Source organism: Providencia vermicola (genome assembly GCF_010748935.1).
GTDB classification, from domain to species: Bacteria; Pseudomonadota; Gammaproteobacteria; order Enterobacterales; family Enterobacteriaceae; genus Providencia; species Providencia zhejiangensis.
In genome coordinates, this window is sequence record NZ_CP048796.1 from 1,925,110 (window position 1) to 1,940,023 (window position 14,914).

Sequence of the window (14,914 nt, forward strand, 5' to 3'; positions counted from 1 at the left end):
GCGGACATTGGGTTAATGAAGTAAAACAACTTGTGGAGTAATACATCATGAACCAATTGGTTATTGATGGCGTTAGCGTACGCCAAGATTTTAATGGTCGTTTTTGTTTGAATGATTTACACCGCGCATCTGGTGGTGAAAATAAGCACAAGCCGAGCTATTTCCTGAATAACGAGCAAACAAAGGCACTGATAAGTGAATTATTATTCGATGGCGGAAATCCGGCATCGGAACAAAATCAGCCTGTTATATCCTTCAAAGGAGGCGCTGTTCAGGGTTCTTATGCATGCAAAGAGTTAATTTATGCATATGCAATGTGGATTAGCCCATCATTTAGCTTAAAAGTCATCCGTACGTTCGACGCAGTAGTACAGCAAAGAAGCCAAGCTCAGTTAAGCGACAAGGTTCAAGCAGGTACTATTTTGCTAGAGTCGATGGCTAAAACCCTTAACTTATCTAATTCCTCTAAATTAGGTGGCTATCAAAAGCTTCAACAAATGGCTGGCTTACCTAATCTATCTCCAAGCTATGCGATTGACGCACCAATCGATGCAGCCGACGGCTCAAGCCGTGCGACGCACTCACTAACTGAATTAATCCGTAAAAACAACTTAAATATAACCGCACAAGCTGCCTTTAAGCGTCTGGCTGAACTAGGTTTAGTTGAAAGATTATCTCGCCCTAGCACCAAGGCAGCTAATAAGACTAAACAATTTTGGTCTATTACGGCTAAAGGGCTTATTTACGGAAAGAATATCACTAGCCCAAGTAACCCAAGAGAAACTCAACCCCACTTTTTTGATAGTAAAAGCGCTGATCTCATCAAGTTAATGGTGGTAGGGAGCGCTGCATGATAAGCAGTTGGATCCTCCCTGCGACTATTGTGCCTGATATGGGGATTGTGATGTTTAAGCCTGGTGTAAATCAATTATCTGACTTCAAAGGTTTAATGCAGATATCACCAGTGCTAAGCGAATCGAACAAATCAGGCAAGGTCACACATAAACAAGCTTTACTTGATGACAAGCGATTACTCCCATTTTTTAGAAATAGAGATGTATTCGCTAAAGCTGGTGGAATAGAGGCATTAAAAGGGCGTATTAAACAGAACATTAATTATTGCCAAATCCATGACGATAGTGATGACTATCATCATCATGAGCTAACAATAACGAAGATCGGTAATCATTATGTTCGTACATGTTGGTCACATGACAATCAATTACGTGAAAATCCCGCTCTTTATAATGCGTCATCAATAGCGAAGGATAATTACTATCAAAATATACTGTGGGCAGTCGGTGAGGGATTATGTTACCCGAAAGGCACCCCTCTATCGTTGGGTGACTTGTTCACATGGACTGTTCAGCATCAAATTTCACATTTATTGCCCGACGAAATATTAAAGCGGTTGCTGGGCGTTAGTGCTCCACCTCTTCACGATGGCCCAACGTTCACGCCTCAAGGCGTGGCGATGGAAAAAGCTAAACTGGCGTTGAAAATAGACCCTGATCCACCAGCACTGTATTTAAAAAATCCTAAACGGCATCGATGGGAAAATAAAAATCTGCTCCAAATTATTAAAAAGCTGCCTTGCTGTGCGTGTGGTAACCCTGCCGATGATGCACATCACATCGTCGGATACGGCCTGAGCGGTATGGGTACAAAAGCCCATGATTTTTATGTTATCCCTTTATGCCGTGGTCATCATGATGAATTGCACAGGGATCCGCATAAGTGGGAACAAAAATACGGCTATCAATTAGATTTTCATCGTCAGTGCTTTGACCGTCTTTTCGGTCTAGGCGTTTTTGGTTAATGCGTTGTGCGGAACGCAGTGGGGGATTACATGGCTATTTATTCACATGATTTAGAATATTTAAGTATCAAAGCTTATGATGCAGTAAATAGTTGCGTTGGTACAACGAAAGGGCAACTAGAAGCATTTGAGGGGTTTGGTTTGACTGATACTAAAACGACACCAAGAGTTAGAGCAAGAAACCTAGAATTAAACGGCCGTCTTGTTTGCCGAGATACAGACCCCGTTTATGCATTAGAAACCAGAAGCAATAGAACACCAAGGCCAATGATTGATCCTCATACATTTGAAATGAGTTCATGGAGAAGAGCTATAAATGCACTAAGTGATGAGCACCGATCATGGATTATGTATAGATATGGTAATGACTTAAACTTCGAACATCAGGTGAATATTTGTAAATACATCTGGTGTGAATTTAATGAATATGCAGCTGCGTATAATTTAAGCAGTAAAGTTAAGGGACGTCTAAAGGCATTGATTTGGTTATCAGTACAAGAATATGAGGCTGAAAATTATTCACAAACCAAACTTGCTGAATTGGCTGGCGTGAGTCGATATAACTGGAATAAAACCTATCATCTCCACTGGATCAAGATGTTATATATTTGTGGCAATCTGGATGAGAACTCACTTTTTTTAATGAGAAATAAAAGGCAAGAACAGAAAAGCAAAAATGAAGTGTAAAACTTGCAAAAGTTAACAAAATGAGCCATATTTAAGGCTAATTTGGTATGTTGCCAAAATTGTTTATAACCTCGCTATGCGGGGTTTTTTTACGCCCAAACTAAACATAAGACTTGCTGTTACGTTTGGTCAGAGTTACATGTGTAGTTATGCACAATAACTGAACAAGCAGAGACTTGAAAAAGCAAATACCATCCCTATATAGGAGTTACACCGCATTTCACTCAATCGTGGCGTCCCATACTAGGTAAATTTGGATTGCGGTGTATACCCGTCAGCAATGGCGGGTTTTTTATTATACGCATTTGCATTATCAGGGCTGTAGTCTATATTGATAGAGTGAATCTAATAAAAGTAAGTGAACTCATTTGTTTGCCCGTCGATAGTGCTGTGCTATTTGCGGGCTTTTTTGCTTTCTGGAGGTTTGTATGCCTGATGAATTTGAAGGCTTTGACGAGCATCCTGATTTTTAATTCCTCCCAATTCGAGGGAGTAACTTATTGATATTGTTCCGATGCCGGATTTCCGACAACGACAATTCAACTTGTAAGTAATCCTTACAAGTTCAACTATCCGGAAATTCCGGATAGTTTCTTCTAGCTACTGTGAGTAATTAGCTATGGTGCAATATTTGATAAATAAAACTCATTTGTATTCAAGTTAATAAAGTCTTTTTGGGGAAGATAGATTCGTCCATTATCATGAATGATGAATTTATATCTATATTCCATTTCATCTTTGAATTTTGATGGTTTATAAAAGTCCATATTTGCTATTAAATCAATAAACTCCTCATATGATGGAAGGTTGTTTTGGGTTATATGTAGCACTCGGTCGATGTATTTTATTGGTCGATGTTCGAGGTTAACTGAAAAACCGAATTCAGACAGTGATCCATTCCTAGCGGGAAAGAAGTTAAAATCAGCTAATTTTAACTGTTCAAGCATTAATTGGGCCGTTTTAATACCGAATTGTTCAATCTTATCATTTGATATTTTCCAGTGGTCATTATAGCCACTAAAAGATGGCGGTTTCACTGGATTCATTGAACAACAAAAGATGTAACTATCAAGCCCAGAACGCTCTATAGTTACTTTTGCTGATTTAAATTTAACTTCGTGAGCCATCACATGATCGATTTCAACCTTATCACCATGCATGGAAACTGATCCGTTGAAGCGAGGTATCGGTTCTGAAGTATCCCCAAATCCAATTATCGACTGGAAAAATAAGTTTGCAATTTTTGTTGGAAGGATTATCCCATCAGAAAAATCAATTTGAATGGTGAAAGTGCCTTCTTTTTCATCTCGAAGTGAATCATTTTCAATTTTTCTAAAATGGTGAAGAGCTCCGAGACGCAACGTTGAGCCTGACATTACATTGTATTTTTTATCGCAGTATTTAAACAATTCCATTTCTAATCCTACTTTAGAATAAAGAGATATCATTTCATATGATAATAAAAGTTCAAGTGTTACCAATGAAATGTTAGATAAGTAAGCCAGATAGCCTCAATATATTAGCCTAACTTACTTATTTGCAGTAAATTTACATGGCTGATATTCAGCTTAAAATTACTGCATGAGGTATATATGAAAGATGGGATTTACTACGTTACTTTTCGAAGTAACATGCAAGATTTTGGGAATGGAACGGTAGTTGTTCGAAATCATGAAGTTAATGGCGGCGATTTTGTGTATTCATACAAAGGTCGAGTATTAGCAAATGATGTTATTTTGCAATTAGAGCAACATGACAAGTCAGTAACCTCTGTATTTGGTGATATTGGCAATTTTACCCTTGGCTTATTTACATTAACCACTCCTACTGGCTACATACTGAGAGGTGGCGTTCAGGGGATGCCAGAAACTATGATTGAAGTTGAAGCAAAGTTTATCGGGGATTTATATTAAGGCATCTCGATAAATGACAAGGTCACTTAGGTGGCCTTTTTTATTGGAGATAATATGAAAAATATATTTATTAATCTATGTATTAAATTGTCTGGTAAGACTAAAGAACAGTTAAGTTTAGCCTGGTCATTTCATTACTTTCTAACCCGCTCAAAATACAAAGCCTATTGGCGAGCTGTATTTCATTAACTTATCGAAAACCTCATGCAGAGAAATCGATAGCTGCGCATAAGGCGGAGTTGCGCCCGTCACTTATTCAGTTCTAGCTGCTATTGCTGGTGGCTTTCAATTAACTAAGAGAAACACAAATGAGCACATCATTAGGTATCACCCTCGGTGCTGCTGGCGGTGGCGCTATGGGCGGTCTCCTTGTGGGTGCCGACTATGGTGTAGTTCTTGGGGCGATTATTGGTGCCTCAGCTTCCGTTATTGCATCAAAAGACAATAACCGACGAAAAATCTTACATTTCATTCTTGCACTTGGTGCAGGGATATTAATCGCTAAAGAAGCCTCAGATGTTATTGCACAGATATGGAATTGGGATATTAGCCCTAAGATAACGGCGATTGCTATTTCAGCACTATTGATTCCCGTTCTCGTCTTAATGGCAAACAAGGATAATTTGAGAAAGCTATTTAGCCGGATCATGACATCGATAGATAAGAACTTCAGCACCATCACTCAAGCGATAAAAGACTGGCGCAATAAAGGAGGTTCCTAATGGAAAACCTTCTCTTATTTGGTAATGACATCATTAGTTGGTGTAAACAGAATCCACTCGGGGCTACTGACATACTGTTTATGACAGGCTCAGCAGTCACTGTGTTTCTTTGTCGCTATAAAAAGTTTCGTGATTCTATTGTGGGTACAGCGCTATTTATTTGCTGGATCTACAAGATCTATGAAACAACCGTTGGTGACCGAGTGTCAGCACCATCGGATGTCTTATTTAACGGTGTTATGTTTCTGGTGATCTTCTCGGCGGGTGGAAACATCATGTCAGTTGTTGTTATCCGTCATTTCTTCGAAAAACTAAAATCACTCTGGCTGCTTATTAAGCGGCCTTTTCTTCGTTAAGGCGGCTATATGAATAATCAGCAACGAAAAATCGCACGAGGCGAACGCAACAATAACCCAGGCAATATTGATTATAACCCAGCGAATAAATGGCAAGGGCAATTACCACATGATCCTGCTATAGAAAAACGCTTTTGTCGTTTTGTCTCAGCTGAATATGGCATTCGAGCTATCTATAAATTACTGCAAACTTACCAGCGTAAATATGGACTGAATTCTGTATCAGCAATCATTAACAAGTACGCGCCCCCGATTGAAAACAATACTTCCAGTTATATTAATCGTGCGGCTACTTCTATCGGTGTCGGAATCAATGATCACATCAATACTACTGATAAGAAAACAGGCATTGCATTAGCAACGGCAATTGTCAGTGTTGAATTGGGTTATCAGCCCTACAGCGAGGCTACGTTCGAAAAAGCGTGGAGCTTGTTGTGAACTGGAAAATGCAAGTTTTTACATTAGTTGGTGTGATGATCCTCGGCGGTGTCCTTAATTGGACTATTACTGAGAATCAGAAACTAACAAGTGAAAACAAATCGCTAAACAGCAAACTATCGACAAGTCAGCTATTGAACAGAGTAACTCAATCAGCAATTACTCTTCACTATCAAACATCACTCGACAACATCAAAGCAAAGCAATTTGAGGACTCAGAACATGTCAAAGTTAAGACTGTTATCAAAACAGCACTCAAAGACAATGAGTGCGCTAATACTGCTGTTCCCAATGATGTTGTTAGTGAGTTGCGGAGCTACAAAAGAGAAATTGATTCCCGTTCAGCCGGTTCCATTGCCCCCACATCTAACCGCTGATTGTGAGCAACCTGATATCCCAGAAAAAATGGACTGGAAAGATATGTCACAGTTGCTAGTAGATGCGATGAATTCAATTGCAAAGTGCAATTTAGATAAGAAAGCCATTCGAGAGATTGAGGCAGAAAGAGCAAGATAATTTAAGATAATCTAGTTAGTAGCATATATACTGTATTTAATTGTTATTCATTTGAGAGTATATATGCGTGATACTTTAGTTTTTATTTTTGTTCTATTTGCCTGTGTAGTACTGATTCGGCATCAAATAAAATCCAAGGTTACATATAAACATTTTTTGTTGTTTTTTATTTTAATATCAGCAGCAATGATTACCTATATAGCAGATGCCATGTATATGTGGATAAAGTTTGACCTTCCTTTGGATTACTGGTTAGTTCTTACTTTATCTGCCGTGCTTATAACTTCAGTATTTTCTCTCATCAGGATACTTAAAGATTGATTTTATTTAATTCTACAAATGCTATTCATTGAGTGGCATTGATAGAGTTTTATATTTAGCGAATAGTTTTAGGTCTTAAAATTTACGGGGGTTTAATCACTCACCTCGCAAACAGTTAGAATAATATTCCAAATAGCCATCAGTTAACCGCTGGTGGCTTTTTCATTTATGGAGACAGTCATGTCAGATAAAAAAGAAATAGCCACCCTATCTATAAAGATATCAGTCGATAGCACTGACTTAGATAAGCTGGAAGCACAATTAAAACGTATTGAAGGTCTGATGGTTAGTGCAGGATTGAAGCAGCCAGCAAGTGTCGGCTTTAGTGCTGATAAGTTCTTTATTGCAAGCGGTCAAGTGCTTATTAATGAAACGTTAGTTACAAGCGGAACAATCACAAGCGCAAAAGTACAAGGCCCTGCAATAGCAAAAGTACAGTGCCCTGCAATAGATGACGCACTGCGACAAGCAGCGGAAAAAGGCGCAATAGAGGGGACAGAGCAAGCGCTGCTTAAGGTGACCACTGGTGTTAATCATAACGATGACCAGTTATCTTCGATGGCTAAGCTCGATGATACAGATCGCGAGATAAAAGAAACCGGTGCCACTGGAATACTAGATAGAATAAGAGAAACCCTTCATAGCAGTGGCAACAAAGCAGTTATCGCTGCGCTGGATAAGGTTATTGATATAAATCCACCCGTTAGTCGTGAAGAGTTTCAAGAGCTTAGGCGGATAGTAGAAAGCGAGCTTAGTCAATTGTATTCTTCGCTTGCGGATATACGCGCTTCAATGATTCGGAGTGAAGCCGCTGCTAATAATAGACTTCTGCAAATGCAAAAAGAAATAGACGGAGCCAGATCTATTTGGAGATGATTATATGAGCAGAAAGCCATTATTGCAGCGGCTTCATGAATCAGACCCTGATTTATTTAAGTCGATATCAAAACTTATCCTTCTTCACTTAACAAAGACAGCAATAGTAAATTGCAGTACTGGTAGTGACGGTCAAATAGAGTGTGCTAGTCGGTTGATTGAGATAGATAAGCAGAGAGCATTAATTAATGCTGATATAGCTGATCAGCAAAAGATTGTTGATGGGCTGATTGCAACCAGAAAAAAATCTTAACTCATTGAAACTGATTGGCTCTGCAAGAAACTCAAAAGGTACTCCCGAGGGGGTGCCTTCTCCACGGGGCGGCGTGCTCGCGGGAAACGGCTCATTTTCAAATTTTCATGCTGTCAGCAGCAGGTGCGCTAACCGGTTGATTTAATTTGCTAATATCAATATTGAGGTGACAGTTTTCAAAATGAGCTGTCACCTCAATATGTTATATCTATCTGATAATAAATAAAAATATCAGTTTTCACCTGACAGAGTGAGGTGTCAATGTCCAACATCAGCAATCTGGGGGACGCCTACAACTGGAGCGTGGCTAAGATTGCTGAAGCATTCGGCTTAAATCGCGGTACAGTTAAAAAGCGATTGCTCGATGCAAATACTCCCATTGCAAATACCGTTCGGGGAAATCCCGTTTATGCTTTACGGGATATTGGCCCGATACTTTTTGGTGCCGACCCTGACGCGAATAAGAATAGCTTTCAAGACCCATCACAAATGCTGCCGAAAGATCGTAAAGACTGGTTCCAGTCTGAAAACGAACGGATAAAGCTCGAAACCACACTTAAACAACTGGTGCCGGTGGCTGATGTGCATTTGGAGATGGCGGTATTGGTAAAAGCAATTACCCAAGTGTTAGATACATGGCCAGACAAATTGGAGCGCGATAAAGGCTGGAACGCCGAGCAACTAACAGAAGCACAAATTATTGTTGATGAGTTGCGTGATATTTTGGCCAGCAAGGTTTTGGATGCGGAGGATCCTGAAGAATGACAGTGCGTTATGCCTCTGCATCCGGCGTGAGAAAAGATGTTGCCGCGTTACTAAAAGCTCCGCGCAGAATGCCTATTGCAAAGGCGGTTAAGAAATACATGCGAGTGCCCATGGGGGAGGGGTCTTCCATTCCGTGGGATGACTCGTTAACACCCTACATCATTGAACCAATGAATTGCTTGGCAGATCGTCGATATGATTCCGTGATATTTGTCGGACCCGCACGAACAGGTAAATCGCTCGGGCTTGTTGATGGTTGGATTGTCTACGTTATTGTTTGTGATCCCGCTGATTTTTTACTTGTCCAAGTTTCCGAAGAAAAGGCGAGGGAACACTCCAAAAAGCGCCTAGATAGGACATTCAGGTCAAGTAGGGAAGTGGCTAAGCGATTAAGCCCGCACCGTAATGATAATAACGTCCATGATAAAACATTTAAGGCGGGCAATTATTTAAAAATTGGCTGGCCTTCGGTAAATGTACTTTCATCATCAGATTATAAATTCGTCGCAATTACTGATTATGACCGCATTACAGAGGATGTTGATAACGAAGGTGATGTTTATACGCTAGGTTCAAAACGGACAACCACTTTTATGTCAGCTGGGAAAACGCTGGCAGAAAGCTCCCCCGGTCGAGAAATTACAGACAGCAAATGGCGAGCCAAAACACCGCATGAGGCCCCACCAACAACCGGTATTTTGTCACTTTATAATCGCGGTGATCGTCGTCGCTGGTATTGGCCTTGTCCACATTGCTCTGAATATTTTCTACCCATTCGTGAAAATATGGTGGGCTTCTCCGAAGGCGATGACCCAACAAAAGGGAGTAAAGCGGCGCGTTTACAATGTCCTCATTGCATGGGGATCATTGAGCCAGAGCAAAAGCGGGAACTTAATAATAAAGGGATTTGGCTTAGAGAGGGGCAATCCATTGATAGTCAGGGCACCATTACTGGCGAGCCAAGAGAATCACGAATTGCTTCTTTTTGGATGGAAGGCCCCGCAGCGGCTTATCAAACATGGGAAAAGTTAGTTTATAACTTACTCAATGCTGAGCAAGAGTATGAAAAAACAGGCAGTGAAGAAACGTTAAAATCAGTCATTAATACGGACTGGGGGCAAGCCTATTTACCGAAAATTAGCCAAGAGCAACGAAGTGGTGATGATCTCAAATTGCGCGCCGAGTATTGGGATTATGGCGTAGTGCCTGATGGTGTGCGCTTTCTCGTGGCAACCGTTGACGTGCAAGGTGGCAAGAAGCGTCGATTTGTTGTTCAAGTGATTGGCTATGGCGCAAGAGGAGAGCGCTGGATAATAGACCGTTTCGATATTACGCGTTCCTTGCGCTTTAATGATGATGGTGAAGCTCAAAAAATTGACCCGTCATCATACGCGGAAGATTGGAAAGTATTGATTACTGACGTTCTCGATAAAACCTACCCACTTCAAGATGGTAACGAAATTGAAATGGGCATTCATAGCATGGCGATAGACACCGGCGGTGAAGAGGGGGTGACCGATAACGCTTATCAATTTTGGCGTAAATGCAAAAAAGAGGGGCTTGCTCGTCGTGTATATCTCTTTAAAGGTGATGGTAAAGCTAAAAGCAAGCTAATCACTAAATCTTACCCCGATAACACGGAACGCTCCGATCGTCGCGCCAAAGCGCGTGGTGATGTCCCTATTTATTTATTGCAAACCAATGAATTAAAAGATCGTATTTCTTCGCATTTAGGGCGGCAGACGGTAGGTAATAACTATATTCATTTTCCGGACTGGCTTGATGATTCTTTCTACGATGAGTTGACGTACGAGGAGCGCGACAGCAATGGGAAATGGGCTAAGCCGGGCAAGGGAGCTAACGAGGCTTTTGACTTAATGGTTTATGCGCATGCGTTAGTTATTTTACTTGGATATGAAAAAATCAAGTGGGAAAATCCGCCAAAATGGGCGCAATTGCCTGACATAAATCGCGATAATCCGTTAATGGCACCGAAATCAACAGTCATTGCACCACCATCTATTCAAACTTCACCCGAAAAAACAGATTCTACGCCAGTCTCTAGCTCGGCATGGGTACCTGTTTCTGAAACGTCAGGAGGCTGGGTATGACCCGCGAGCAAATTAAACAAATGTTAGATAAGTACTTTGAGGCTGAAATGGGAGTGCTAGAGGGGAAAAGCATTAGTCTCAACGGGCAATCAATGACCATGGAGAACCTCAGTGAGATTATCAAGGGGCGAGAGTATTGGGAGCGGCGATATTTACAAAGTAGTGCGGCGAGTCGCAGATCGCCCGGCTATAAGTTAGCGAGGTTTCAATGAATTTTCTTGACAAGGCGATATCCGTCGTCTCTCCGGGATGGGCGAGAAATCGGCTACGCTCTCGGGCGCAAATTCTAGCGTATGAAGCCGCAATGCCCTCTCGATTACATAAGGCGCGGCGAGAAAACCGCAATGCCAACCAGTTAACACAAATCGCGGGTCAATCGCTTCGGGAGCAAGCGCGTTGGCTCGATAATAATCATGATTTGGTGATTGGCATTCTCGACAAAATGGAAGAGCGCATTGTTGGCGGCAAGGGGATCATTGTAGAGCCTCAGCCGCTTTCGAAAACGGGGCAAATTCACGATGCGCTAGCAGGGCAAATTAGGGCTGCATGGTCTGAATGGTCGATAAAGCCAGACGTCACTGGGCAATATACGCGCCCGATGCTGGAGAGAATGCTAGTCAGAACATGGTTGCGAGATGGGGAGGTTTTTGCGCAGGTCGTTAAAGGCAATCAAAAAGGGCTTAATAAACAAGCGAGTATTCCTTTTTGGCTTGAGGGGTTGGAGCCTGACTTTGTGCCGATACACCTTGATAACCCAAGCAAGGGGATCCGGCAGGGTATTGAGCTTAATGAGTGGGGGCGACCCAAATCTTATCTAGTGTATAAAAACTTACTCACTGCCGGTCAGCAAATGGGAGATTTAAAATCTATCCAAGCAGAAAACATGCTTCACCTTAAATATGTGCGTCGCTTGCATCAGTTGCGTGGAAATAGTTTGTTTTCTGGCATTTTAATGCGTTTAAGTTCACTGAAAGATTATGAAGATGCCGAACTGACCGCCGCCCGTATTGCTGCCTCTTTGGGAATGTACATTAAAAAAGGGGATGCAGGCACCTACGATACAGACGAAGAATATGGTGACCGGCACATTGATATTGCTCCGGGGATTATCTACGACGGGTTAAGGCCGGGCGAAGAGGTCGGCATGATCAAATCAGACCGACCCAATCAAAACTTAGAAAATTTCCGAAACGGGCAATTGAGAGCAGTGGCGGCAGGGAGCCGAGGAAGTTATTCCAGTATCGCACGTGACTATAACGGCACTTACAGCGCCCAGCGGCAAGAGCTGGTGGAGTCATTTGAAGGATATTACATCCTGCAAGATACCTTTTGCGGTTCAATGAGTCGGCCTATTTACCGTCAATGGCTACAAATGGCCATCTCTTCGGGTGTGATTGTTGTTCCTCCGGATGTTGAGTTGGCATCACTCTATAACGCGACGTATAGCGGTCCTGTCATGCCATGGATTGATCCATTGAAAGAGTCAAATGCGTGGAAGGCGCAAATTCGCGGGGGTGCAGCATCTGAAAGTGATTGGGTTCGCGCGCGAGGCGGCAATCCAGCGGAAGTTAAACGCCGCCGTAAAGCGGAAATTGATGAAAATGAGCGACTTGGGCTAGTTTTTGATACTGATCCAGCGCATGACAAAGGTAGTGACAATGCGAAAGAAGAACGAACACCTCGTACCGCCGAAAAACAGTACGAAGATGAGTAAGCCGTTAGCGTCAGCACCGGACAAAAGTTGGTTTCAAATGAAAGCAACCAGCGAGACTTCGGCTGATATTTATATTTATGACGAAATTGGCGGGTGGGGGATCAGTGCTCGGCGATTTACCGAAGACTTAATTTCTCTTGGCAACATTAACCACATCAACCTGCATATACATTCGCCCGGTGGTGAGGTGTTTGAGGGTATCGCGATTTACAATCAACTCAAAAACCACAACGCCACTATTACGGTGTATATCGATGGGTTAGCCGCATCAATGGCATCGGTCATTGCCATGGTGGGCACTGAAATCATTATGCCAACCAACGCCATGATGATGATCCATAAACCATGGGGCGTTTCGTGGGGGGATGCGAATGATATGCGTGATTACGCCGACCTGCTCGATAAAGTGGAAAACGTCTTAATTCCCGCCTACATGGAAAAAACAGGGAAAACGAAAGAAGAAATTGAAGCCATGCTCGGCGAGGAGACGTGGTTGACGGCAGAAGAGTGCGTGGAGCACGGTTTTGCTAATACTGTGATTGAGCCAGTCAAAGCTATGGCCAGTCTTTCATCCAAACGCATTGAGGAATTTAAATCCATGCCAAATCCATTAAAAAACAGCCTAACAAAACCAAAAAACACCATTGCGCCCGTTAATGATCCAGCACCGCAACCACAAAACTCAACCAATACACCGCAACCGAACACTGCCGATATTCAAGCTCAAGCGCGACAGGCTGAGCAGGCTCGCATGAACGGGATTAAGGACTTGTTTGCGATGTTTGGCGGTAAGCATGATGACATGATGATGGAGTGCGCGCTTGATGTGAACTGCTCAATTGAGGATGCTAGAAATAAATTACTCAATAAATTAGCGCAGGAAGCAACACCAACGAACACCGTCGATTACGGTGCTCATATTTATGCCAATAACGGAAATATTGTGGGTGACAGCGTTCGCGCATCGCTGATGACCCGAGCTGGCTATGACGAAGCGCAAGCAGACAACCCTTATAACTGCATGACACTGCGTGAATTAGCGCGTATGTCACTGTCCGATCGCGGTGTAGGAGTTGCAAGTTACAACCCAATGCAAATGATCGCAATGGCCTTTACACATACGACTTCTGATTTCGGTAATATTTTGCTGGATGTCGCCAATAAATCCATTCTACAGGGCTGGAATGAGGCGGAAGAAACCTTTGATCTATGGACGAAGAAAGGGCAGCTCAGTGATTTTAAAGTCGCGCATCGAGTGGGGATGGGCGGTTTTAATTCACTTCGTACGGTTCGTGAGGGGGCAGAGTATAAATATGTCACCACGAGTGACAAAAAAGAGACGATTGCACTTGCCACCTACGGGGAGCTTTTTAGCATTTCACGCCAGGCGATTATCAATGATGACATGTCAATGTTAACCGATGTTCCAATGAAGCTAGGTCGCGCGGCGAAAGCGACCATTGGCGATTTGGTTTACGTTATTCTGACCAAAAATGAAAAAATGCAATCTGACAGTAAGCCTCTCTTTAGTGCAGATCATAACAACAGCATCAAAGGCGGCATGGACGTCGCTACCATTGGTAACGGCAGAACGGCCATGCGCAAGCAAAAAGAAGGTTCCCGTACGTTAAATATTCGCCCTGCTTTTATGCTCGTACCAACCGCGCTAGAAATCGCCGCCACTCAGGTTGTTGGCTCAGGCAGTGTAAAAGGAGCGGATGTGAACGCGAATATCATCAATCCTATCCGCAATATTGCGGAGATTATCACCGAGCCGCGTTTAGATGATCAGAGTGATACCACGTGGTACATGGCCTCGGCAAAAGGTACGGACACCATTGAAGTGGCGTATTTGAATGGTGTTGATACACCTTATATTGACCAGCAAGAAGGCTTTACTTCTGACGGTGTTACCACGAAAGTGCGTATTGATGCCGGTGTTGCACCGGTTGATTACCGTGGTTTGCTTCGCGTTGAAGCGGAGTAATTTGGGATAAACAAACTCATCTCGCCCTAACGGGCTTTTTTTATATCTAAAATCCGGCTTTTCGGAGCCGGAAGGAGAAGTTATGGCTAAGAATTATCAACAACAAGGCTTAACGGTTGAGATTAAAAATACCGGTACAACCGCCATTCTCAGTGGCGATCTAGTGATGGTGGGCGCGTTAGCTTGCGTTGCTGCAACGAATATTGATGCAGGTGGAACCGGTGATGGTTTTGCTGAAGGTGTTTTTTTGCTGAAGAAAAAAACGGGCGTTGCTTTAACAGCGGGTCAGGCCGTGACCGCCGATAAAGGCATTGTGGCTGATAAAGGGGGCGTTCCAGTGGGTGTTACGTGGGAAGCCGCAGAAGCTAGCGCAGAATTGGTGCCGGTTAAGCTCAATGTTTTCCCTGCGACCGCAGCAGCGGCGGGCGGCTAATCG

Annotated in this window: 18 protein-coding genes; 17 read left to right on the plus strand and 1 reads right to left on the minus strand. The window is 42.7% G+C overall.

Going from position 1 to position 14,914, the window contains the following annotated elements; all coding sequences use genetic code 11:
- The first annotated feature begins 44 nt into the window (after positions 1-44).
- The 3 genes from G3341_RS08565 to G3341_RS08575 are packed head-to-tail and all read left to right on the plus strand — an operon-like array spanning position 45 to position 2,506.
- On the plus strand, positions 45-854 hold the full coding sequence (locus G3341_RS08565; protein WP_432279738.1) for a KilA-N domain-containing protein: 810 nt from the start codon (positions 45-47) through the stop codon (positions 852-854).
- On the plus strand, positions 851-1,819 hold the full coding sequence (locus G3341_RS08570; RefSeq protein WP_163861246.1) for a DUF968 domain-containing protein: 969 nt from the start codon (positions 851-853) through the stop codon (positions 1,817-1,819). The genes G3341_RS08565 and G3341_RS08570 overlap by 4 nt, the downstream gene beginning before the upstream one ends.
- Before the next feature lie 30 nt (positions 1,820-1,849).
- Positions 1,850-2,506, plus strand: coding sequence for a bacteriophage antitermination protein Q (locus G3341_RS08575; protein ID WP_163861249.1), 657 nt, complete (start codon positions 1,850-1,852; stop codon positions 2,504-2,506).
- 617 nt (positions 2,507-3,123) lie between these two features.
- On the opposite strand, the gene G3341_RS08580 is transcribed toward G3341_RS08575, so the two are convergent.
- Positions 3,124-3,921 carry a hypothetical protein gene (locus tag G3341_RS08580; RefSeq protein ID WP_163861251.1) on the minus strand — a complete coding sequence of 266 codons (798 nt, stop codon included), beginning with the start codon at positions 3,919-3,921 and terminating at the stop codon, positions 3,124-3,126.
- 177 nt (positions 3,922-4,098) lie between these two features.
- Between G3341_RS08580 and G3341_RS08585 the strand changes: the two genes are divergently transcribed.
- The 14 genes from G3341_RS08585 to G3341_RS08650 all read left to right on the plus strand — a co-directional run bounded on the left by G3341_RS08585 (position 4,099) and on the right by G3341_RS08650 (position 14,911).
- A complete protein-coding gene (locus G3341_RS08585) occupies positions 4,099-4,419 on the plus strand; it encodes a GrlR family regulatory protein (protein ID WP_163861255.1) in 321 nt (106 codons plus the stop codon).
- A gap of 308 nt (positions 4,420-4,727) precedes the next feature.
- Complete coding sequence (locus G3341_RS08590) at positions 4,728-5,141, plus strand: putative holin (RefSeq protein ID WP_140181293.1); 414 nt, start codon at positions 4,728-4,730, stop codon at positions 5,139-5,141.
- Positions 5,141-5,497: a hypothetical protein gene (locus tag G3341_RS08595; protein ID WP_244316497.1), complete on the plus strand. Its 357-nt coding sequence runs from the start codon at positions 5,141-5,143 to the stop codon at positions 5,495-5,497. Before G3341_RS08590 ends, G3341_RS08595 begins: the two co-directional genes overlap by 1 nt.
- Positions 5,498-5,506: 9 nt before the next feature.
- The gene (locus G3341_RS08600) at positions 5,507-5,935 is read left to right on the plus strand and encodes a structural protein (protein WP_163861258.1); all 429 of its coding nucleotides are present in this window, start codon (positions 5,507-5,509) and stop codon (positions 5,933-5,935) included.
- A 222-nt stretch (positions 5,936-6,157) separates the two neighbouring features.
- Positions 6,158-6,451, plus strand: coding sequence for an Rz1-like lysis system protein LysC (lysC, locus tag G3341_RS20540; protein ID WP_208852764.1), 294 nt, complete (start codon positions 6,158-6,160; stop codon positions 6,449-6,451).
- Positions 6,452-6,514: 63 nt separating this feature from the next.
- Positions 6,515-6,772 (plus strand): hypothetical protein, encoded by a 258-nt coding sequence (locus tag G3341_RS08610; RefSeq protein WP_163861261.1) that lies wholly within the window; start codon positions 6,515-6,517, stop codon positions 6,770-6,772.
- A gap of 180 nt (positions 6,773-6,952) precedes the next feature.
- The gene (locus tag G3341_RS08615) at positions 6,953-7,648 is read left to right on the plus strand and encodes a hypothetical protein (protein WP_163860440.1); all 696 of its coding nucleotides are present in this window, start codon (positions 6,953-6,955) and stop codon (positions 7,646-7,648) included.
- A gap of 4 nt (positions 7,649-7,652) precedes the next feature.
- A complete protein-coding gene (locus tag G3341_RS08620) occupies positions 7,653-7,901 on the plus strand; it encodes a hypothetical protein (RefSeq protein ID WP_163861264.1) in 249 nt (82 codons plus the stop codon).
- A gap of 261 nt (positions 7,902-8,162) precedes the next feature.
- On the plus strand, positions 8,163-8,666 hold the full coding sequence (locus G3341_RS08625) for a DUF1441 family protein (RefSeq protein WP_163861267.1): 504 nt from the start codon (positions 8,163-8,165) through the stop codon (positions 8,664-8,666).
- Positions 8,663-10,777 (plus strand): phage terminase large subunit family protein, encoded by a 2,115-nt coding sequence (locus G3341_RS08630; protein WP_163861270.1) that lies wholly within the window; start codon positions 8,663-8,665, stop codon positions 10,775-10,777. The genes G3341_RS08625 and G3341_RS08630 overlap by 4 nt, the downstream gene beginning before the upstream one ends.
- Complete coding sequence (locus G3341_RS08635) at positions 10,774-10,989, plus strand: hypothetical protein (protein ID WP_163861273.1); 216 nt, start codon at positions 10,774-10,776, stop codon at positions 10,987-10,989. The genes G3341_RS08630 and G3341_RS08635 overlap by 4 nt, the downstream gene beginning before the upstream one ends.
- A complete protein-coding gene (locus G3341_RS08640; protein WP_163861276.1) occupies positions 10,986-12,491 on the plus strand; it encodes a phage portal protein in 1,506 nt (501 codons plus the stop codon). The genes G3341_RS08635 and G3341_RS08640 overlap by 4 nt, the downstream gene beginning before the upstream one ends.
- Positions 12,436-14,478: a ClpP-like prohead protease/major capsid protein fusion protein gene (locus G3341_RS08645; RefSeq protein WP_432279734.1), complete on the plus strand. Its 2,043-nt coding sequence runs from the start codon at positions 12,436-12,438 to the stop codon at positions 14,476-14,478. The genes G3341_RS08640 and G3341_RS08645 overlap by 56 nt, the downstream gene beginning before the upstream one ends.
- A gap of 82 nt (positions 14,479-14,560) precedes the next feature.
- Positions 14,561-14,911, plus strand: coding sequence for a DUF2190 family protein (locus tag G3341_RS08650; protein ID WP_163861279.1), 351 nt, complete (start codon positions 14,561-14,563; stop codon positions 14,909-14,911).
- Positions 14,912-14,914 lie beyond the last annotated feature (3 nt).

What these genes read in the sequence shown, in the direction of transcription:
- G3341_RS08570 (WP_163861246.1), top strand. Translation starts at nt 851, where the DNA reads ATGATAAGCAGTTGGATCCTCCCTGCGACTATTGTGCCTGATATGGGG.
- G3341_RS08575 (WP_163861249.1), top strand. Translation starts at nt 1,850, where the DNA reads ATGGCTATTTATTCACATGATTTAGAATATTTAAGTATCAAAGCTTAT.
- G3341_RS08580 (WP_163861251.1), bottom strand. Translation starts at nt 3,921, where the DNA reads ATGGAATTGTTTAAATACTGCGATAAAAAATACAATGTAATGTCAGGC.
- G3341_RS08585 (WP_163861255.1), top strand. Translation starts at nt 4,099, where the DNA reads ATGAAAGATGGGATTTACTACGTTACTTTTCGAAGTAACATGCAAGAT.
- G3341_RS08590 (WP_140181293.1), top strand. Translation starts at nt 4,728, where the DNA reads ATGAGCACATCATTAGGTATCACCCTCGGTGCTGCTGGCGGTGGCGCT.
- G3341_RS08595 (WP_244316497.1), top strand. Translation starts at nt 5,141, where the DNA reads ATGGAAAACCTTCTCTTATTTGGTAATGACATCATTAGTTGGTGTAAA.
- G3341_RS08600 (WP_163861258.1), top strand. Translation starts at nt 5,507, where the DNA reads ATGAATAATCAGCAACGAAAAATCGCACGAGGCGAACGCAACAATAAC.
- lysC (WP_208852764.1), top strand. Translation starts at nt 6,158, where the DNA reads ATGTCAAAGTTAAGACTGTTATCAAAACAGCACTCAAAGACAATGAGT.
- G3341_RS08610 (WP_163861261.1), top strand. Translation starts at nt 6,515, where the DNA reads ATGCGTGATACTTTAGTTTTTATTTTTGTTCTATTTGCCTGTGTAGTA.
- G3341_RS08615 (WP_163860440.1), top strand. Translation starts at nt 6,953, where the DNA reads ATGTCAGATAAAAAAGAAATAGCCACCCTATCTATAAAGATATCAGTC.
- G3341_RS08620 (WP_163861264.1), top strand. Translation starts at nt 7,653, where the DNA reads ATGAGCAGAAAGCCATTATTGCAGCGGCTTCATGAATCAGACCCTGAT.
- G3341_RS08625 (WP_163861267.1), top strand. Translation starts at nt 8,163, where the DNA reads ATGTCCAACATCAGCAATCTGGGGGACGCCTACAACTGGAGCGTGGCT.
- G3341_RS08630 (WP_163861270.1), top strand. Translation starts at nt 8,663, where the DNA reads ATGACAGTGCGTTATGCCTCTGCATCCGGCGTGAGAAAAGATGTTGCC.
- G3341_RS08635 (WP_163861273.1), top strand. Translation starts at nt 10,774, where the DNA reads ATGACCCGCGAGCAAATTAAACAAATGTTAGATAAGTACTTTGAGGCT.
- G3341_RS08640 (WP_163861276.1), top strand. Translation starts at nt 10,986, where the DNA reads ATGAATTTTCTTGACAAGGCGATATCCGTCGTCTCTCCGGGATGGGCG.
- G3341_RS08645 (WP_432279734.1), top strand. Translation starts at nt 12,436, where the DNA reads ATGCGAAAGAAGAACGAACACCTCGTACCGCCGAAAAACAGTACGAAG.
- G3341_RS08650 (WP_163861279.1), top strand. Translation starts at nt 14,561, where the DNA reads ATGGCTAAGAATTATCAACAACAAGGCTTAACGGTTGAGATTAAAAAT.